General features: G+C 64.1%; 18 protein-coding genes. 15 read left to right on the plus strand and 3 right to left on the minus strand.

The window, feature by feature from the left end; genetic code table 11:
• From NKJ89_RS26415 to NKJ89_RS26425, 3 genes are all read left to right on the plus strand, one after another.
• Complete coding sequence (locus tag NKJ89_RS26415; protein WP_352606888.1) at window positions 1-981, plus strand: ABC transporter permease; 981 nt, start codon at window positions 1-3, stop codon at window positions 979-981.
• Between the two features lie 3 nt (window positions 982-984).
• Window positions 985-1,932: an ABC transporter permease gene (locus NKJ89_RS26420; RefSeq protein WP_352606890.1), complete on the plus strand. Its 948-nt coding sequence runs from the start codon at window positions 985-987 to the stop codon at window positions 1,930-1,932.
• A 352-nt stretch (window positions 1,933-2,284) separates the two neighbouring features.
• On the plus strand, window positions 2,285-4,345 hold the full coding sequence (locus tag NKJ89_RS26425) for a 3-hydroxyacyl-CoA dehydrogenase NAD-binding domain-containing protein (protein ID WP_352606891.1): 2,061 nt from the start codon (window positions 2,285-2,287) through the stop codon (window positions 4,343-4,345).
• A 5-nt stretch (window positions 4,346-4,350) separates the two neighbouring features.
• Here the strand turns inward: NKJ89_RS26425 and NKJ89_RS26430 are convergent, their stop codons facing one another.
• Window positions 4,351-4,602, minus strand: a complete 252-nt coding sequence (locus tag NKJ89_RS26430) for a hypothetical protein (protein ID WP_352606893.1) — start codon at window positions 4,600-4,602, stop codon at window positions 4,351-4,353.
• 125 nt (window positions 4,603-4,727) lie between these two features.
• Between NKJ89_RS26430 and NKJ89_RS26435 the strand changes: the two genes are divergently transcribed.
• On the plus strand, window positions 4,728-5,480 hold the full coding sequence (locus tag NKJ89_RS26435; protein WP_352606895.1) for a hypothetical protein: 753 nt from the start codon (window positions 4,728-4,730) through the stop codon (window positions 5,478-5,480).
• A gap of 29 nt (window positions 5,481-5,509) precedes the next feature.
• On the opposite strand, the gene NKJ89_RS26440 is transcribed toward NKJ89_RS26435, so the two are convergent.
• Entirely contained in the window at window positions 5,510-6,013 is a 504-nt protein-coding gene (locus NKJ89_RS26440; protein ID WP_352606896.1) for a hypothetical protein, read from the minus strand.
• Window positions 6,014-6,182: 169 nt separating this feature from the next.
• Here NKJ89_RS26440 and NKJ89_RS26445 point away from each other — a divergent pair, with 169 nt between their 5' ends.
• The 9 genes from NKJ89_RS26445 (at window position 6,183) to NKJ89_RS26485 (ending at window position 16,953) form a co-directional block, all read left to right on the plus strand.
• A complete protein-coding gene (locus tag NKJ89_RS26445) occupies window positions 6,183-7,562 on the plus strand; it encodes a glutamine synthetase family protein (RefSeq protein ID WP_352606946.1) in 1,380 nt (459 codons plus the stop codon).
• Window positions 7,563-7,564: 2 nt separating this feature from the next.
• A complete protein-coding gene (locus tag NKJ89_RS26450) occupies window positions 7,565-8,866 on the plus strand; it encodes an NAD(P)/FAD-dependent oxidoreductase (protein ID WP_502904156.1) in 1,302 nt (433 codons plus the stop codon).
• A gap of 115 nt (window positions 8,867-8,981) precedes the next feature.
• Window positions 8,982-9,839 (plus strand): CoA transferase subunit A, encoded by an 858-nt coding sequence (locus NKJ89_RS26455; protein ID WP_352606900.1) that lies wholly within the window; start codon window positions 8,982-8,984, stop codon window positions 9,837-9,839.
• The gene (locus NKJ89_RS26460) at window positions 9,836-10,630 is read left to right on the plus strand and encodes a CoA-transferase subunit beta (RefSeq protein WP_352606902.1); all 795 of its coding nucleotides are present in this window, start codon (window positions 9,836-9,838) and stop codon (window positions 10,628-10,630) included. The genes NKJ89_RS26455 and NKJ89_RS26460 overlap by 4 nt, the downstream gene beginning before the upstream one ends.
• A gap of 1 nt (window position 10,631) precedes the next feature.
• Window positions 10,632-11,837, plus strand: a complete 1,206-nt coding sequence (pcaF, locus tag NKJ89_RS26465) for a 3-oxoadipyl-CoA thiolase (RefSeq protein WP_352606948.1) — start codon at window positions 10,632-10,634, stop codon at window positions 11,835-11,837.
• A 119-nt stretch (window positions 11,838-11,956) separates the two neighbouring features.
• The gene (locus NKJ89_RS26470) at window positions 11,957-12,988 is read left to right on the plus strand and encodes a BMP family protein (RefSeq protein ID WP_352606904.1); all 1,032 of its coding nucleotides are present in this window, start codon (window positions 11,957-11,959) and stop codon (window positions 12,986-12,988) included.
• 235 nt (window positions 12,989-13,223) lie between these two features.
• Window positions 13,224-14,735: an ABC transporter ATP-binding protein gene (locus tag NKJ89_RS26475; RefSeq protein ID WP_352606906.1), complete on the plus strand. Its 1,512-nt coding sequence runs from the start codon at window positions 13,224-13,226 to the stop codon at window positions 14,733-14,735.
• A 221-nt stretch (window positions 14,736-14,956) separates the two neighbouring features.
• Window positions 14,957-16,012, plus strand: coding sequence for an ABC transporter permease (locus tag NKJ89_RS26480; RefSeq protein ID WP_352606908.1), 1,056 nt, complete (start codon window positions 14,957-14,959; stop codon window positions 16,010-16,012).
• On the plus strand, window positions 16,009-16,953 hold the full coding sequence (locus NKJ89_RS26485; protein ID WP_023760895.1) for an ABC transporter permease: 945 nt from the start codon (window positions 16,009-16,011) through the stop codon (window positions 16,951-16,953). The genes NKJ89_RS26480 and NKJ89_RS26485 overlap by 4 nt, the downstream gene beginning before the upstream one ends.
• Window positions 16,954-17,137: 184 nt before the next feature.
• Here the strand turns inward: NKJ89_RS26485 and NKJ89_RS26490 are convergent, their stop codons facing one another.
• Window positions 17,138-17,905, minus strand: a complete 768-nt coding sequence (locus NKJ89_RS26490; protein WP_352606910.1) for an SDR family NAD(P)-dependent oxidoreductase — start codon at window positions 17,903-17,905, stop codon at window positions 17,138-17,140.
• 290 nt (window positions 17,906-18,195) lie between these two features.
• Here NKJ89_RS26490 and NKJ89_RS26495 point away from each other — a divergent pair, with 290 nt between their 5' ends.
• A complete protein-coding gene (locus tag NKJ89_RS26495; RefSeq protein ID WP_352606912.1) occupies window positions 18,196-18,351 on the plus strand; it encodes a hypothetical protein in 156 nt (51 codons plus the stop codon).
• A 112-nt stretch (window positions 18,352-18,463) separates the two neighbouring features.
• Complete coding sequence (locus NKJ89_RS26500; RefSeq protein ID WP_352606914.1) at window positions 18,464-19,405, plus strand: LLM class flavin-dependent oxidoreductase; 942 nt, start codon at window positions 18,464-18,466, stop codon at window positions 19,403-19,405.
• Window positions 19,406-19,410: the final 5 nt, after the last annotated feature.

Consider the following 19,410-nt stretch of genomic DNA (forward strand, 5'->3'; position numbering starts at 1 on the left):
ATGACGGCCGCCAGTCTCGAAACCGCTGCCAGGACTTCCGCCGAGCGTGGTGCGTTGGCCCGCGCCCGCCTGTTGCGCGGGCTGCTGCCGGCGCTGTCGCTGGCGTTGGTGCTGCTTGCCATCGCCTGGCTCAACCCGCGCGCCATCAGCTATTTCGGCTTCAGCTTGATGCTCAATTTGGCGATCCCAATCGCGCTGGCGACGATCGCGCAGATGTTCGTCATATCAGGCAATGAGCTCGACCTGTCGATCGGCACCTTCGTCGGCTTTGTCGGCTGTGTCACCGCGACATGGCTGAAGGAAGCGCCGCTCATCGGCGTCGTCATCCTGCTCGGATCGATCGGCGTCTACGCGCTGCTCGGCGCGCTGATCCATCTGCGCAATCTGCCGTCGATCGTGGTGACGCTCGGTATGAGCTTCGTCTGGCAGGGCCTGGCGATTCTCATTCTGCCCAAACCCGGCGGCAAGGCGCCGGACTGGCTGCTTGGGCTGATGGCGTTCAAGCCGCCTTTGGTGCCGTTCCCGATCATTGCCGCGCTGCTGATCGGTTTCATCGTCCATTTCGGCCTGATGCGCACCTCCTATGGCGTCATCCTGCGCGGCTCTGGCGGCAATCCGGCGGCGCTCGGGCGTGCTGGCTGGTCGCTGCTCAAGACCAAGATCGTGCTGTTTGCGTTAGCCGGCCTGTTCGGCGTGCTGTCGGGCATGGCACTGATCGGCATCACCACCTCGGCCGACGCCAATATCGGCAATGGCTACACGCTGCTGGCGATCGCCGGCGTCATCCTGGGCGGCGGCGAGTTCGTCGGTGGGCGGGTGTCGCCGATCGGCGCGGTGATCGGCGCGCTGACGCTGGCGCTGGCGGCCTCGCCGCTGCTCACCTTCATGCACATTCCACCCGACTGGCAGGTGGCCGCCAACGGCGCCATCCTGATCATCGTGCTGGCGGCGCGGGTGCTGATCAGCCGCAGGGAGAGGTAAGCGATGGCATCGGTGAAATCGCTGCTCAACAAATCATGGATCTGGTCGTTTCTCGGCGCCTTGCTGGTGTGGCTGGCGACGATCGCCTTTACCGGCGGCTACGGCGCCGGCGGCATGGTGACCGCCGCGCTGTCGCTGGCGGTGTTCACGGTCATCGTCGGTGTCGGCCAGATGTTCGTCATCACGCTTGGCCCGGGCAATGTCGACCTGTCGCTGCCGGCCAATATCGGCCTTGCCAGTGCCGTCGCCATGAAGGTGATGGACGGCAACGATTCGATGATCGCGGTCGGGCTGCTGGCGGCGCTTGCCTGCGGGGCGGCGATCGGCGGCGCCAACTATCTGCTGATCTGGGCACTGCGCATTCCGCCGATCATCGCAACGCTGTCGGCCAGCTTCATTATCCAGTCGATCGACATCAGCTACGGGCGCGGGCTGCAGATCAAGCCGCCGCCAGGCTTCGCCGATTTCGCGAACTGGCAGGTGCTGGGCATTCCGGTGCTGGCGATCCTCACCGTGCTGTTCACTGTCGGAGCTGCCATCGCGCTGCAGCGTATGGTCTATGGCCGCTCGGTGCTGGCCATCGGCCAGAACATCCGCGCCGCCTGGCTCGCCGGCGTCAATGTCGGCCGCATCCGCTTCCTCACCTACATGCTGTCGGGCGCGCTGGGCGGCATAGATGGTGCGCTGCTCGCCGGCTATTTCCGAGGCGCCAATGTCGACATCGGCAACGAATACCTGCTGGCCTCGATCGCCGTCGTCGTCATCGGCGGCACGTCGGTGGCCGGCGGTAAGGCCAATGTCCCCGGCGTCTGGGGCGCGGCGCTGTTCCTGGTGCTTTTGCTGACCATGCTCAACACGTTCGGCGTCAGCGCCGGCGTGCGATTGCTGCTGACGGGGTTGATCATTGTCGGGGTGATTACGGCCGCTGGCGGGCAGAAGGCGCTGCGGTGAACTGACCATGTAACTGCGCGGCTTGTAATGGAGAATGTCGATGCTGGCAGGACAGCACCCCCCTCTGTCCTGCCGGACATCTCCCCCGCAAGGAGGGAGATCGGCCATTATCGCGGCTTTCGCCAATATCCAACGTTGCTAAGTGAGCGAGACGCAGAAGCTGTTAATCTCCCCCCTTGCGGTCCCCTTGCGGGGAGATACCCGGAAGGGCAGAGGGGGGTGTGAAGGATCCGCTGCTTCGGAGATGATGACGGCCAGGCACCTCGAACGGCTAATCATTGTGCCAGGCCGGCATCCGGTTCCCATCCGCGTCGTGGCGCTGTAAATCACGACCATTACTGGGAGGTTTTGCGTGTCCGATTTCCTCAGGATCAACCTGGATGGCGATGTCGCTGTCATCACCATCGACAATCCGCCAGTCAACGCGCTGAGCTTTCATGTCCGCGAGCCGCTGATGCAGGCGCTGGTCGGCTTGCGGGATGATGCTTCGGTTGCCGCCATCGTCATTGCTTGCGCCGGCCGGACCTTTGTTGCCGGGGCCGACATCACCGAATTCGGCAAACCGATGCAGCAGCCCGATCTGCGCGCCATCGTGGAAACGCTGGAAACCATCGCCAAGCCGACCGTCGCCGCCATTCATGGCACTGCGCTCGGCGGCGGACTGGAATTGGCGCTCGGCTGCCATTTCCGCGTTGCCGACGCCGGCGCAAAGCTCGGCCTGCCCGAGGTCAAGCTCGGCCTGTTGCCGGGCGGCGGCGGCACGGTGCGGCTGCCGCGCCTGGTAGGCGCGATGAAGGCGTTGAAGATGATCGTTTCCGGTGCGCCGATCGGCGCGGCCGAGGCGCATGGAGCGGGCCTGGTCGATGCCGTCTTCGAAGGCGATCTGACCACGCATGCGGTGAACTTCGCCAGGGAAATAGCCCGCAAGGGTGGTCCCTTCACCCCGGTGCGCGATCGCGATGACGGGCTCAAAGAGACCGACCTCGCGGCTCTCGACGCCGAGGCTGCGGACCTCGCCAGGAAGGCGCGCGGCCTCGAGGCGCCGGTCGCCTGTGCGCTGTCGGTGCGCAACGCCGTCACGCTGCCCTTCGACGCGGCGCTGGCTGCGGAGCGTGCGCTGTTCGTGAAACTGGTGGGCAGCGATCAGTCGCGGGCGCAGCGCCATCTGTTCTTCGCCGAACGCGAGGCGGCAAGAATTTCGGCGAAGGACAAGCGCAGGATCGCCCGCGTCGGCGTCATCGGCGCCGGCACGATGGGCGGCGGCATCGCCATGGCTTTCGTCAACGGCGGCTACCCCGTTACCCTCCTGGAAACCAGCCGGGAAGCTCTGCAGCGTGGGCTGGCAACCATCGATAAGAATTATTCGGTGTCCGTCACGCGCGGTTCGCTAAGCGAAGATGCCAAGCGCCAGCGGCTCGCCCAGTTCAAGGGCTCCACCGATTATGCCGATCTCGCCGATTGCGACCTGATCGTCGAGGCGGTGTTCGAGGACATGGCGGTCAAGAAGGAGGTCTTCGGCAAGCTCGAAGCGGTGGCGAAGCCCGGTGCGATCCTCGCCACCAACACCTCCTATCTCGACATCAACGAAATCGCCACCTCGACCTCGCGCCCGCAGGATGTGGTCGGCCTGCACTTCTTCTCGCCGGCCAATGTCATGAAGCTGCTGGAGATCGTGCGGGCGCAGAGGACCGCGCCCGATGCATTGGCGACCGTCGTCGACCTGGCGCGGCGGATCGGCAAGGTGGCCGTGGTCGTCGGCGTCTGCCATGGCTTCGTCGGCAACCGCATGCTGGCGGCACGTGGTTCGGAATCCGAAGCGCTTCTTTTGGAAGGCGCGACCCCGCGCCAGATCGATCAGGTGTTCACCGATTTCGGCTGGCCGATGGGACCGTTCCAGATGGGCGATCTGGCCGGGCTCGACATCGGCTGGCGCAACCGCAAGGCGCGCGGCCTGACAGCCGTCATCGCCGATACGCTATGCGAGCAAGGACGGTTCGGCCAGAAGACCGGCAAGGGGTTCTATCTCTACGACAACGGTTCGCGCACACCGGTTCCAGACCCGAAAGTCGAGGCGCTGATCCGCGCCAAGGCGGACGAAAAGGGCATCGCGCCGCGCGCGATCAGTGCGGAAGAAATCACAGAGCGCACGCTCTATCCCCTAATCAATGAGGGCGCGAAGATCCTGGAGGAAGGGATCGCGGCCCGCGCGTCCGACATCGATGTCGTCTGGGTCAACGGCTATGGATTTCCGGTCGGCAAGGGTGGCCCGATGTTCTGGGCCGATCTCGAAGGTGCGGCCAGGATCGTCGAGCGGCTCGAGTACTGGCATCAGCGGACTGGCAAGGACGTGTTCCGCGTGGCCCCGTTGCTCAGGCGAATGGCCGAGACCGGTTCCTGGGAAGCCGAGGGATAGCGGACTTAGCGGATACGCGCGTCGATGATCTCGACGAAGCGTGCGAACAGGCCGGCCTGCGATTTGCGGTGAGAGCATCGGCCGAGACCATGATTTGGGCGCCAGCCTCTTTGTTTCAGCGCCTTTGCGATAGACTGCCCCACGACTTTTCCGTGCTGCCGGTCGGTAGCCAAGACTATGGTCCGATCGGCATGGGACTTCAGTGCCACGGCGGCCCATGGTCGAACATTCCTTTGAAATATCAGATGGTTACGCATGCCGGCGATTCCAGATCGCGTATTGAGACGGCATTTGTCTAAAGTTTACTCTGTACAATTAGGAATTCCTCATACGACGGTCGCTAGCGGTTGGGCGAAGAGTGGCGATTCCCCGAGGAGATATCATGACAAACCGAAAAACTCTGTTCGCGGCGCTTGCCGCGTTGGCGCTCCTGGCGTCTCCGGCGATAGACGGACCCGGCGGCAACGGGCACGGTAACGGCGGCGGCAATGGGGGTGGAAATGGCCACGGTGGCGGCAATGGCAACGGCCATGGCAACAGCGGCGCTTCGCACGGCAAGTCGTCCGCTCCTGGACAGGTGGCCAAGGCCGAAGCGGACGACACCACGCTCGACACGACCACAAAGGTCTCGTCCGTGCCCAAGGAGAAGAACATCCATGCCAAGCTTGGCCGGCTGAATTCGCTGCAGCGTAACATCAATGCTTACATGAACTCCAAGAGCAAGAAGTTCGCTGCCATCCAGGCTTTCGTGACGCAGTCCGCGAAAGCCAAGGTCGCCCAGGCCGCGGCTGAAGCGGCCCAAGCCAAGTTGGATGCGCTGAATGCGCAGTTGACTGCGCTGACGTCGCTGAAGCCCGAGCAGATTGCCGCGCTGTCGACCGAAGACCAGGCGGCCTTGCCTGGGAAGATAACGGATCTGCAAGCCGAAATCACTGCCCAGGAGGCAGAGGTCACCGCCGCCAATGACGAGGCGACGGCGGCAGCGGTCGGCACCGACGATGTATCGCTCGACGCGGCGCTGACGGACATGGCCAACAAGCCGGTCGACGACGAGGTCACGGCCTGGGCCCAGGGCGTCCTTGCCGATAAGATCGACCAGACGGCGGCCGCGATTGAAGCGGAAACGACGCCGTAGCGAATCGTCGCCGAAACGGCGGTAGCCAGTTAATAAAGATGCCGCCGGGCCTCGCCCGGCGGCATTGCTGTTTCCCGGCCATGATTGGGCTGGTTTCCCGGTCCGGCCGTCTTCAACCAGTCTGCGAAGGTGATCATTGCCCGCGAGTTCTGGCGTCTGCGCCGCACCCAGAGCGAGCAGCGGCCGACATCAACCGTGACATCGTCGATGTCTTCCGGTTGCAGCAATCGCTGCGCGAACACGTGAATATACTCGACCATCTTGAAAGCCGGCAGTATGAGTTGGCTGCCGATCTGCTTCGCATTCGTCTGCGGCTCTCCGCTCCCGCGCTGTTCGGCATGATCCGCCGGCCGGATGACGAGGATTAATTGACGCGTAAAGCCAGCCCGACCATTGCGCTGTTTCCCGAAGCGAGTTTCGGACCTGCATTGAATTGCGTCGGCTTCGCGCAGGCACTGCGTGTAAGAGGCGCCCGGTCCGGGGACGGGCACGACAAGGCCCGCCGGGCGGGCGAGACCGGTGTCGGCGAACATATTGGCCGTGATGCCTGGACCGAAGGAGTACTGAGAGAGCGATTCTCGGCCTGCTGGCCGACGACGCCATGCGTGCCTGCCTCAGAGACAACGCAGCCCAAATGACGCTGCGACCTGGAGCGGATTTAGCCGCGCAAGCCATACTCTCTCGGATACGGACATGAACGAAATGCCTGACCAAATCACGAATATCTCGCTCTCCAGCCGCAACGATCCCAAAGCCTGGTTGGCCCAGCACGGCATCAACGAGGTCGAGTGCCTGGTGCCCGACATGAATGGCGTCCTGCGCGGCAAGGCCCTACCGACGGCCAAGTTCCTCCAGGCGCTGGAAGACCGCGCGCTCTATCTGCCGAGCAGCGCCTTCCTGGTCAGCATCGATGGCCGCTATTCCGGCTCGATCGACGAAGGTTTTGCCTATTCCGACCCAGACATGCGCATGGTGCCGGACCTTTCGACGCTCTGCCTGGCGCCCGGCGCCGGTGCTGGCAAGGCCTATGTCTTTGCCGATGCCTTCCACATGGACGGCAGGCCATGGATGGCGTCGCCACGCCATGTGCTGCGGGCCGTGCTCGATCTTTACCACCAGCGCGGCTGGCGAGCAGTGGTGGCGCCGGAGCTCGAATTCTATCTGACCGCGCCCAATCCCGATCCCGACCAGCCGCTGATCGCACCGGTCGGCAGCAATGGCCGAGCTGAAACCGTACAGCATCCCTATGACATGGCGGCGCTCGAGGAATTCGAGCCGGTGATCCGCCGCATCTATGATTATGCGGCGGCCGCCGGGCTGCCGCTCGGCACGCTGATCCACGAGTCAGGCACGGCACAGTTGGAAATCAATTTCCTGCATGGCGATGCGCTGCCGCTGGCCGACAAGGTGTTGTTGTTCAAGCGGCTGACGCGCCAAGCCGCGCAGCAAAACGGCATGCATGCCACCTTCATGGCCAAGCCGATCGCGGCGCAGGCGGGCAGCTCGATGCATCTGCACATGTCCATCATCGACGAGGCCGGCAAGACGCTGTTTGCCAACACTGATGATGCCGATACCGAGATGTTCGGCCATTTCATCGGCGGGCTGCAGAAATATGTCCCCGAAATCATGCTGCTGTTCGCGCCGAACGTGAACTCGTTCCGCCGCATAAGGCCGAACCACAGCGCGCCGGCCAACATCGAATGGTCGCATGACAATCGCTCCTGCGGCCTACGCGTGCCGGCTGGCGGCCGTGCCGCTCGGCGGGTGGAGAACCGGCTTCCGGGAGCTGATTCCAATCCCTACCTGGCAATCGCCGGCTCGCTGCTTGCCGGCTATCTCGGCGTCGAGCAAAAGATCGCACGGTCGGCCGAGGCGTCGGGCAACGCCTACAAGATCAAAAGCACGCTGCCGAAGACCATGGAGGAGGCGCTTGACCGTTTCGCTGCTTGCGACCCGGTGCGGGAACTGCTCGGCGAGGATTTCTTCCAGACCTATCTGCGCGTCAAGAGCGTCGAACTCGACCTGTTCCAGGCCGTGGTGACGAGCTGGGAACGCGACCACCTGCTGCTCAAGGTGTGATGATGGGCTTCAATTCCGAGGGCTTCAATTCCGGTTTGGATATCGGCAAATCCTACTATGCCGCGACGGCTAATCCGTCGCCGGATCATCCTGCCCTGCAGGGCGATGTCGACGCTGACCTTGTCGTGGTCGGCGGCGGCTGCACCGGCCTGTCCGCCGCCCTTTATGCCGCCGAGCGCGGCTTGAAGGTGGTGCTGCTCGAAGGCGGTAAGATCGGCTGGGGCGCGTCGGGGCGCAATGGCGGCCAGATGATCCCCGGCCTGCGCAAGGGCGCCAAGGGTCTGGTCAAGCTCTATGGGCCCGAGCGGGCAAAGCTGCTGTTCGATCTCGCCTTCGAGGCGCGCGGCCTGGTGCTCGATATCATCGAACGCCACGCCATCGATTGCGATCTCAGGCTGACCGGCCATCTGGTTGGCGCGGTCAACGGCTCCGATCTCAGAGACCTTGAGGAAGAGGCCGGGTGCCTGGCCACGGTGATGAAGTTCCCGCACGCCGAAATCCTGTCGGCGGCGGAGGCACGTAGCAAGGTCGATACGCCCTATCACGGCGCGATGTACGAGCCGCTTGGCGGCCACATGCACCCGCTGAACTACACGCTCGGCCTTGCCCGCGCCGCAGTCGCTGTCGGCGTCACCATTCACGAGAATTCGGTTGCCGTGCGGCTGGAGCGCGAGCCTTCGATCCGGGTCTCGACATCAAAGGGATCGGTCCGGGCAAAACATGTCGTGCTGGCGGGCGATGCGCTGCTCAACGGACTGGAGCCGCGCGTCAACAGTCGCATCATGCCGGTGGGCAACTACATCGTCGCCACCGAGCCGCTGGAGGGCAAACGCAATGTCATCCCGGCCAATGTCGCGGTGTCCGACACGCGTTTCGTTGTCAATTACTACCGGATGTCGGCGGATGGACGCCTGCTGTTCGGCGGCGGCGAGCGCTACACGCCGTCGCCGCCGGCAGACATTGTCGGCTTCGTGCGCCCGCATATGGAAGCCACTTTCCCGCAGCTGAAGGGTTGCCGCATCGATCACGCCTGGGGCGGGCTGGTGTCGGTGACGACATCGCGGCTGCCGCATGTCGGGCACTATGGCGAGGTCTATTTCGCGCATGGCTATTCCGGCAAGGGCGTCATCCTGTCGACGCTGTCGGGCAAGCTGCTGGCCGAAGCGATGACCGGCGATGCCTCGCGGCTCGACCTGTTCTCGACGCTGACCCCAATGCCATTCCCCGGCGGCACGGCGCTGCGCGGTCCGCTCTATGTGCTGGGGATGCTGTGGTACGCAATGCGTGATCGGATTAAGCATTGAGGACTTCGTCGGTGTCATCGTCGCTCGAGGATGACGAACCTGATGTAGTAGATGCTAACTGCACATACGAAACACGTGTTCGCAATACGACCTTTTTGAATCCGGAGCCGATGCGATGGTCAAGTTCCTGCCGCTCAAACAGGCCGTTGCGGAGAATTTGAACCATGGCGACACCGCTGCCTTCGAGGGTTTCACCCATCTGATCCCGACGGCGGCGGCGCATGAGGCGATCCGCCAGGGGTTTCGCGACCTGACATTGATCCGCATGACGCCGGACCTGATCTACGACCAGATGATCGGCATGGGCATGGCGAAGAAAATCGTCTTCTCCTATCTCGGCAATCCCGGCGTTGGCCTGCTGCGGCGCGCCCGCGATGCCATCGAGAACGGTTATCCGCGCGCGCTCGAGGTCGAGGAGCACAGCCATGCCGGCATGGCCAACGCCTATGAGGCGGGTGCTGCCGGCCTGCCTTGCGCGATGTTTCGCGGCTATCGCGGCGCCGGGCTGGCGGCGGTCAATCCGAACATCAAGTCAGTGACCTGTCCGTTCACCGGCGAGGTGCTGGCGGCCGTTCCTTCGATCCGGCCAGACGTCACCTTCATCCATGCGCAGAAGGCCGACAGGAAGGGCAATGTACTGGTCGAGGGCATCATCGGCATCCAGAAGGAAGCTGTGCTGGCGGCCAAACGTGCCGTGGTGACGGTCGAGGAAGTGGTCGACAATTTCGACGATCTGCACCCCAACCTGACCATGCTGCCGCGCTGGACGATCGCGGCGATATCCGTAGTGCCCGGCGGCTCGCACCCGTCCTACGCGCATGGCTACTATGCTCGCGACAATGCGGCCTATCTCGAATGGGACGAGATCGCCGCCGATCGGGAAAAATTCCAGGCGTGGATGCAGGCCAACGTCATCGAGAAGAGCGCCGACGATTTCGCCGAGCGGGTCGAACATCTGAGGAAAGCGGCATGAGCGAGCTGTCGTTCACCCCCAACGAGATGATGACCATCGCCGCCAGCCGGGCATTGCGGAATGACGATGTCTGCTTTGTCGGCATCGGCGCGCCGTCCGCTGCCTGCAATGTAGCGCGGCTGACACACGCGCCTGACATCACCTTGATCTACGAGAGCGGCACGATCGGTACAGCGCCCGACCTGCTGCCGCTGTCGATCGGCGACGGCGAATTGTGCGAGACCGCGGTCACCACCGTCGCGGTGCCGGAGATGTTCCGCTACTGGCTGCAGGGCGGCCGTATCTCGATCGGCTTCCTCGGTGCGGCGCAGCTCGACAAGTTCGGCAACATCAACACCACGGTCATCGGCGACTATTTTCGCCCCAAGACCCGGCTGCCCGGCGGTGGTGGCGCGCCGGAGATCGCGACCTCGTCGAAGGAAATCTACATCACCATGGCGCAGACCAAGCGCGGCATGGTCGAGAAGATCGACTTCTTCACCTCCTTTGGCCATGGCGACGGCGGCGATCATCGCCAACGCCTTGGCATCGACACCGCTGGCCCGACCTTGCTGATCACCGATCTCGCCATCTGGAAACCGGATCCCGTGAGCAAGGAATTCACGGTCGTGTCGCTGCATCCCGGCGTCACACGCGAACAGGTGCGGGAGACCTGTGGCTGGGTGGTTAAGTTCGCTGAGGCGCTTGACGAAACACCGGCGCCAAGCGAACTCGAACTCACGACATTGCGCGACCTGCAGGCCCGCACCAGGGCCGCGCATGAGGGAGCCGGAAAAGCAAAGGCTGCGTGACATGGCCGAGGCCTATATCTGCGATTACATCCGCACGCCGATCGGCCGCTTCGGTGGTTCGCTGTCGTCGGTGCGCACCGACGACCTTGGCGCGATACCACTAAGGGCGCTGATCGAGCGCAATCCCGGCATCGACTGGCAGGCGGTCGACGATGTCGTCTATGGCTGTGCCAACCAGGCCGGCGAGGACAACCGCAACGTGGCGCGCATGGCGCTGTTGCTGGCCGGACTGCCGAAGGAGATTCCGGGTTCGACCGTCAACCGCCTGTGCGGTTCGGGCATGGACGCCCTGACCAGTGCCGCGCGTGCCATCAAGGCCGGCGAGGCGAAACTGATGATCGCGGGCGGCGTCGAATCGATGAGCCGCGCGCCCTTCGTCATGCCCAAGGCCGACACGGCGTTTTCGCGCAATGCCGAGATTTACGACACCACCATCGGCTGGCGCTTCGTCAATCCGCTGATGAAGAGCCAGTATGGCGTCGATTCGATGCCGGAGACTGGCGAGAACGTCGCGGAAGAGTTCGCCATCTCCCGCGCGGACCAGGATGCCTTTGCTGCGCGCAGCCAGGACAAGGCGGTCGCCGCACGGGCCAATGGCCGGCTGGCCAAGGAAATCACCCCAGTGACGATCCCGCAGCGCAAGGGCGATGCGGTTGTCGTCACCAAGGACGAGCATCCTCGTGCCGGAACCACGATTGAGGCGCTGGCCAAGCTGCCGACGCCGTTTCGGCAGGGCGGTACGGTGACGGCCGGCAATGCCTCCGGCGTCAATGACGGCGCGGCGGCGCTCATCGTTGCCTCGGAGGCTGCCATCAAGAAATATGGCCTGGCGCCAATCGCCCGCATTCTCGGCGGTGCCGCCGCAGGCGTGGCGCCGCGCATCATGGGGATCGGCCCGGCGCCTGCGACGCAAAAACTCTGCGCACGGCTCGGGCTGACGCCAAGACAGTTCGACGTCATCGAGCTCAACGAGGCTTTTGCCTCGCAAGGCATCGCCGTGCTGCGCCAACTCGGCATCGCCGAGGATGCCGGGCACGTCAATCCGAATGGCGGCGCTATCGCGCTCGGCCATCCCTTGGGCATGTCGGGCGCACGCATATCCGGCACGGCGGCGCTGGAACTTCGCGAGCGCGGCGGCCGTTTTGCGCTGGCAACCATGTGTATCGGTGTCGGCCAGGGCATCGCGATCGCGCTCGAACGGGTTTGATCACAGGCCTTGCCAAATTTGACCGCGTGGACAAAAGTTCAGCGTCGTTCCATAGTTCCCCGTCTGAATATTTTCACGAACAGCCGGCTCGACACGGCTGTCGAACAGAGGGGAATGCAATGGAAAACCAGAAGAACAGAGTCCAGATAAAGCGCGACGGGCTTTCGCGACGCGATGTGCTGGAGTTGGGCGCGCTTGGCCTGGCCGCGGCGATGCTGCCAGGCGCTGCCTTCGGCAAGGACAAGAAGCTGAAGGTCGCGGCGATCTTCGCCACGCCGATCGAGGAGCCGTGGGACAACCAGATCCATGTCGCCTTGCAGAAGGCGGAGAAGGAACTCGGCATCGAATACAAATGGTCCGAGAAGGTGCAGACGGCCGATTTCAGCCGCGTCATGCGCGAATATGCACAAGGCGGCTATCAATTGGTGCTGGGCGATGCCTTCGCCGCCGAGCGCGAGTCGCGCCGCACCGCCAAGCAGTTCCCGAAGACCGCTTTCCTGTTCGGCTCGGGTGCCGGGCCTGCGGAACCCAATTTCGGCGTTTTCGACAATTGGATCCACGAGCCGGCCTATCTCGCCGGCATGATCGCCGGCAAGATGTCGAAGTCGGGCACGATCGGCGCGGTCGCGGCGATGGGCATTCCGGAGGTGAACCGGCTGGTCAACGCCTTCTTCGCCGGCGCCAAGGAGGTCAATCCCAACATCAAGAAGAAGGTCGCCTTCATCGGCTCCTTCTTCGACCCGCCAAAGGCCAAGGAAGCGGCGGTCGCGCAGATCGACGCCGGTGCCGACGTCATCTACGCCGAGCGCTTCGGCGTCATCGAAGCGGCTGTGGACAAGAAGATCCTCGCCATCTCCAATATGTCCGACCAGTCGAGCCTCGGCCCTGACACCGTGATCACCGGTCCCGTTTGGGACATGTATCCGACGGTCGAGCAGGCGATCAAACTGGTCAAGGCCGGCGTCTTCACCGCGCAGGATTATGGCGATTTCTCGCGCATGGCCAAGGGCGGCTCGTTCCTGGCGCCCTACCACAAGTTCGACAAGACGCTGCCGGCGGACGTCAAGGAGTTGGTCGAGAAGAAGAAGGCCGAGATTCTCGAAGGCAATTTCCGCGTCGACGTGGATGAGAATACGCCGGTTTCGGATTGATGGCCGGCCTTTAGGGGTGGTGCTAGGCGCCCCCCTCTGTCCTGCCGGACATCTCCCCCTCAAGGGGGGAGATTGGCAGCTTCGTTGACGCGCCGTTTTTTCAGGGCGGAAAATTGGCGAAGGCCGAAAGTGACATCCGATCTCCCCCCTTGAGGGGGAGATGGCCGGCAGGCCAGAGGGGGTGCAGCGCCGCCCCATCCGTCGATTCCAATTCCGATCAGGAGCATCCTTGCCCTTGCCCGCCCCACTCATCGAAATGCGCGGCATCACCAAGAGCTTTGGCGCGGTCAAGGCCAACGAGGCTGTCGATCTTAGGGTCGCTCCCGGCGAAATCCTCGGACTGCTGGGCGAGAACGGCGCCGGCAAGACGACGCTGATGAATGTGCTGTTCGGCGCCTATGCGCCCGACGCCGGCGAGATACTCATCCAGGGCCAGCCGGTGCGGATCACCAGTTCGGCCGATGCGCTGGCTGCCGGCATTGGCATGGTGCACCAGCATTTTCATCTCGCGCCGCGCCTCACTGTGCTGGAAAACCTTCTGATCGGCATTCCCGGCAAGACAGGACGGATCGACCGCGCCGCTGGGCTGGCACGGCTGGCAGAGATCGGCCGCCAACATGGCCTCACACTTGACCCGGACCAGCCGGTCTCGGCGCTGTCGGTCGGCGAACAGCAGCGGCTGGAAATCGTCAAGGCGCTGTTTCGCGGCGCCAGGCTGCTGATCCTCGACGAACCGACGGCGGTACTGGCGCCGAGCGAGGTCGACGGACTTTTTTCGGCATTGCGCTCGATGGCGGCGCAAGGTCTCGGCATCATCTTCATCTCGCACAAGCTCAACGAGGTGCGGGCGCTGACGCATCGCTGCACGGTGCTGCGGCATGGCCGCGTTGCCGGTCGGGTCGATGACCCCGCCAACACGACATCGGCCGCAATGGCGCAATTGATGTGCGGACACGAGATCGTGCCGCCGGCGCGGGGACCATCGACGCCCGGTGCTGATGTGCTCACCCTCAAGGGCATCTCGACATCGCATCATTCGGGTACGCCGCTGCGCGACGTGTCGCTTGCCGTTCGTGCCGGTGAGATCCTCGGCATTGCCGGCGTGTCGGGCAACGGCCAGCGTGCCTTGGCGGAGGTGATTTCCGGGACGCGTGTGCCTGACGCCGGCCAGATGACGATCGCCGGCAGCAAGGTCACACGCTTCTCGCCGCGCGAGGTGCAGGCGCTTGGCCTTGGCCGCATCCCGGAAGACCGCATGACCACCGGGCTGGTCACCAACCTGCCGCTCGCCGATTCGATGGTGCTGCCACGCATCGGCACCGCCGCTTTCAGCAGCAGGGGCCTGCTCAAGCCGGATGCGATCCGCGCCTTCACTGAAGAGCAGATCAAGGCCTATGATATCAGGTGCCCTGGGCCGATGACCCGGGCTGGGGCACTGTCCGGCGGCAATCTGCAGAAAGCGCTGCTGGCGCGTGAACTCGCCTTCGATCCGAAGGTGCTTGTTGTCTCGCAGCCGACGCGCGGCCTCGATATCGGAGCCGCCCGCTTCATCCACGAGAAATTCCTCGACATGCGGGCGAAGGGCTGCGGCATCGTCGTCATCGGCGAGGATCTCGAAGAGCTGCTGGTGCTCTGCGACCGCATCGCGGTGATGTATGAGGGCCGCATCGTCGGCACGCTCGACAGCGCCGATGCGACGATCGCGCGGCTTGGCCTGATGATGACCGGGGCGGAGGGGAGAGTCTAGATGAACCTTCTGGCGGCGCTGACCCCCACCCCCAACCCCTCCCCACAAGGGGGAGGGGGATGCTGCCGCGCGCCGTTCACACAGCTTCCGAGCCCAAACTTCAGCCGTTTTGTCGTGGTCAGCGCCTCCGAGAGTTCCCCTCCTTGTGGGGAGGGGCTAGGGGTGGGGGTTCCTCTTCGTCAGAATCCTTGTTCGACAGACCGAACAGAGGGTGCCGCCTAATGTTCCGCCTGGAAGTCCGCGCAAGCACTCCTGCCTGGTTCAATCTGGCTTTGCCGCTGCTGGCGATCGGCGCCACGCTTGTCCTGTGCAGCGGGCTCATCGAGCTAGCCGGCGCCGGCGTACTCGAATCCTATGGCGTGATGTTCACGGCATCTCTCGGCGATAGCTATGCTACTACCGAAACCATGGTGCGCGCAGCACCGATGATCTTCACCGGACTGGCGGTCGCGGTCGCCTTCCGGGCCAAATTCTGGAACATCGGCGCCGAGGGGCAATTGCTGGCCGGCGCCGTGGCCAGCTGCTTTGTCGGCGCGATCCCCATGCCGGGGCCGCTCGCCATGTTCTTGATGGCGGTGGCCGGGGCTGCGGCCGGCGCTGCGGTAGCCCTTGTTCCCGCCACGCTGCGGGTGAAATTCAAGGTCGACGATGTCGTCAGTTCGCTGCTGCTCAACTCGGTCATCTATTATGCGCTGATGGCGCTGATCGAGGGGCCGTGGAAGGACACGTTCAGCGGCTATCCGATCTCACCGCCGATTGAGGATTCGGCGAACTTTCCGGTGCTGCTCGAGGGCACAAGGCTGCATCTCGGCGTCCTCGTGGCGCTGATCGCGGCGCCGCTGATCTGGTTCCTGATCGTGCGCACGACACTCGGTTTCAGGATCAGGGTCACCGGCGAAAACCAGGAAGCGGCCAGATATGGCGGCATCCATGTCGAGCGCGTGCTGATCTCGACCGCTCTGCTGTCCGGCGCGCTGGCCGGGCTGGCCGGCGTTGGCGAGGTCGGCGGCGTGCATTTCCAGGTGATGAGCGACATCTCGCCGGGCTACGGCTATTCTGGCATCGTCGTTGCCATGCTGGCGCGGCTCAATCCGCTCGGTGTCGTGCCGGCGGCGACCTTCCTGGCCGCCGTCATGACCGGCGCCGAGGCGATGTCGCGAGCAACCGGCGTGCCGGCGTTCCTCAGCGACGTCATCCAGGGCACCGCATTGCTCGCCATGCTGGTGGCGCTGCTGTTCACCGCCTATCGCATCCGTCGCGTCGGGGCTGCCCGATGAGCGCGGTGTTCGAACAAATCTTTCAGGTAGGCTTCCTCGCCGCCATCATTCGCATCGCCACGCCGCTGGCGTTTGCGACGCTCGGCGAAATGTTCTCCGAGCGCGCCGGAGTGCTCAATCTCGGCATCGAAGGCATCATGCTTTTGTCGGCGATGACCGGCTTCACCGCCGCCAGCCTCAGCGGCAGCCTGTGGCTCGGCGTGCTGGCGGCGGTACTGACCGGCATGCTGATGGGCGCGCTGCATGCGCTGTTTACGGTGGTGCTGGGCTTGAGCCAGCATGTCTGCGGCATCGGCGTGACGCTGTTCTCGTCGGGCCTTGCCTACTTCCTTTACCGGCTGATCTTTGGCCAGCAGTCGGTGCCGCCCAGCATCAAGGGGTTCGAGACGCTGCCGATCCCCGTCCTCTCCGGCATCCCGGTGCTCGGGCCGGCGGTGTTCAACCAGTTTGCGCTGGTCTACATGGCGATCCTTGCGATCCCACTGGCCGCCTTCGTGCTCTACCGCACGCCTTGGGGCCTGTCGGTGCGCATGGTCGGTGAAAACCCGCGCGCCGCCGATTCGGCCGGTGTCAGCGTCATCGCCACACGCTTCCAGGCGGTTGTCCTCGGCGGCGCGCTGATGGGGCTTGCCGGCGCCTTCCTGTCGATGGCGCAGTTCAACGCCTTCACCTTCGGCGTGGTGTCGGGGCGCGGCTGGGTGGCGATCGCACTGGTCGTCTTCGGCCGCTGGGATCCGTGGCGCTCGGCAGGGGCCGCGCTGCTGTTCGCCTTTGTCGATGCCTTGCAGCTGCGCATGCAGGCCAGCGGGCTCGGGCACATCCCCTACGAAACGTTCCTGATGCTGCCCTTCATTTTCACCATCGTCGCCATGGCGGTGATGTCGCGCAATGCGGTGGCGCCCTCGGCGCTGCTCAAGCCATTTCGACGGGAAGAGCGGTAGGCGAGCAGGACTTGGGTTCCTCGCCCCCGTGAAACGGGGGAGAGGTGGCCGCGAAGCGGTCGGAGAGGGGGAGCAACGCTGGTGAATTGTCTATGAGGCCATAAGACAGGTCGAGCCTTTCCCCCTCTCCGTCTCGGCTTCGCCGAGCCACCTCTCCCCCACTCTCGTGGGGGCGAGGAAAAGATCACATTGCGGTAAAGCCGTTGTCGACGAACAGATGCGTGCCGTTGACGAAGCTGGACTCGTCGCTGGCCAGGTAGAGTGCCGCCCTTGCCACCTCTTCCGGCTCGCCGATGCGGCCTTGTTGCGCGGCCAGCGCGGCGTCGGAGACATCGACGCCGAGCCTGCCCAAATCGGCGACCTCGCGCAGGCCGTGCGGCGTACGGATGAAGCCGGGGCATACGGCGTTGCAGCGGATGTTGCGGTCGCGGAACTCGACGGCGATGGCGCGCGCGAACATGTGGCAAGCGCCCTTGGTGGTGTCGTAGAGCACCTCCATCGGCGTCGCTGCCACGGCCGAGATCGACGAGGTGCAGACGATCGAGCCGCCGCCCGCCGCGATCATGCCGGGCAACACGGCGCGCGTCATCAGGAACATCGAGCGGACGTTGACGGCATGCAGCCAATCCCATTCCTGTACCGTCGTCTCCAGGAAGGGTTTGATGACGATGGTGCCGGCATGGTTGAACAGCACGGTGACCGGACCGAACTTTTCAGTCGCGCCTTTAACGGCCGACTCGACCTGGCCTTCATCGGAGACGTCGGCGACGAAATGCACGGCGACATGGCCACGCTCCCGGATCGCCGCCGCGGTTGCGGCAGCGGCCTCGCCATTGCGGTCGATGATCGCCACCTTGGCGCCTTCCGCCGCAAACAGTCCCGAGGCCGCCCCGCCCATTCCCGTCGCGCCGCCTGAAATGATAGCGACCTTGCCGGCCAGTCTTGTGCCCATTGCCTCGCTCCCTATTTGACGATTCCGCTTTGCATGGTTGGGCGATGCTACCGCGCTCGCAGCGGGCAGCCAACGCACGAATTGGGTGCAGCAGGGACACGGCCATAGGTCTATCCCACGTACAGGCGATTTGGACATGCCATGTTCGGCCGCTTGCTCAATCATACGCGCTCAGCAAGTGACAACCAATTTTCGAACATAAATGAGAAAATTATTCTTTCTAAGGCGCGAAAATAGCAATCGACAAAGTCTACAAGTTTTATAGATTAACCGGCGAGACGGAGGCAGATATGTCCTATATCCAGAACGCCCAGACGGATCGCAGCGGCCGGAGGCTGACCAATGCCCAGACCTTCCGCCCGGCCTATGCCGGCGCTTTCCCCTATGTGGTCTTTGCCCTTGCGTTTGTGTTCACCGGCGCAGTTGTTCTGGGCCTCATCCCCTAGCGTTCGTCAGATCGACCGGGGTTAGCTGCCCCACCGCTTCCAGGCAATCGGAGTTGAATGAACCGAATCCTCGGTGCGCTTGCGCGCGCCCGACACAATTGAGGAGATGGCAATGCCGATCGAGTTCACGCATGTTCCCGGCAAGACCGCCGACGCTGCAGTTCCCTTTTTCTATGACTTCGCCGAGACCGCGACCAAGCTCGGACTGATCGAGGACGGCGGTTTCCGCAAGATCGTCGTCGACGACTCGGCCGGGCTGCTGACCAATATGGATCTTGCTGCCCAGGTGCTGGACCGGACTTCGTCGCTGGAAGTCGTGCTGACGCACTGGGCGGGCGTGGTTGAACCGACCGTGGCGGCCCGCCAGCTTGCGTCGATCGATAGGAAAAGCGGCGGGCGGCTGGTGCTGCGGATGATCAGCGAGCCGCTGAGCGACGCCGACGCCGAAACACGGCCGGTCGGCCATACCGTCATCTGGCAGCGCATCGACGAATATCTGGTGCTGCTCAAGCGGCTTTGGTCGAACGACCGGCCCTTCGACCATGAAGGCGCGTTCTACAGTATCAAAGGCGGCTACGTGCCGCGCAAGGGTCCGCACGGCGCCGACCTGATCATCCGCATGGGCGGGCAATCCGGGACGGCAGTCAAGGTGGCTGGCCGGCATGCCGATGTCTTCGAACTGGCACCGGGCTCGATCGACGAAGTCCGGCAGTCCATGGAGCGGGTGCGGGTCGCGGCCGCCGAGCACGGCCGGGCGAGCAAATTGCGCTTTGCGCTTCCGGTCAGGATCCACCAGGGTGCTTCCGCCCCCGGCCTCAAGGCGGTCGACGTGGCCGGCCCGCCGGCCCAGGCCGCCCTGTCGCTGCTTGCCTATGCGGCTCTCGGCATTGATGAATTCATGATTGTCGGCGTCGACACGCCGCGTGAGATCGCCACCGTCGGCCGGGAAACGATCGCCCTGCTGCGCAATTCGCTGGTGCGCCGCGAAACGGACGCATTCCAGCCCGGGACGTTCGCGCCGCGCGCGGGTATTGAGACGCGCGCAGCGGGGTGAGGGCC

The organism is Mesorhizobium sp. M0047 (assembly GCF_040323315.1).
In the GTDB taxonomy this organism is placed as follows: Bacteria; Pseudomonadota; Alphaproteobacteria; order Rhizobiales; family Rhizobiaceae; genus Mesorhizobium.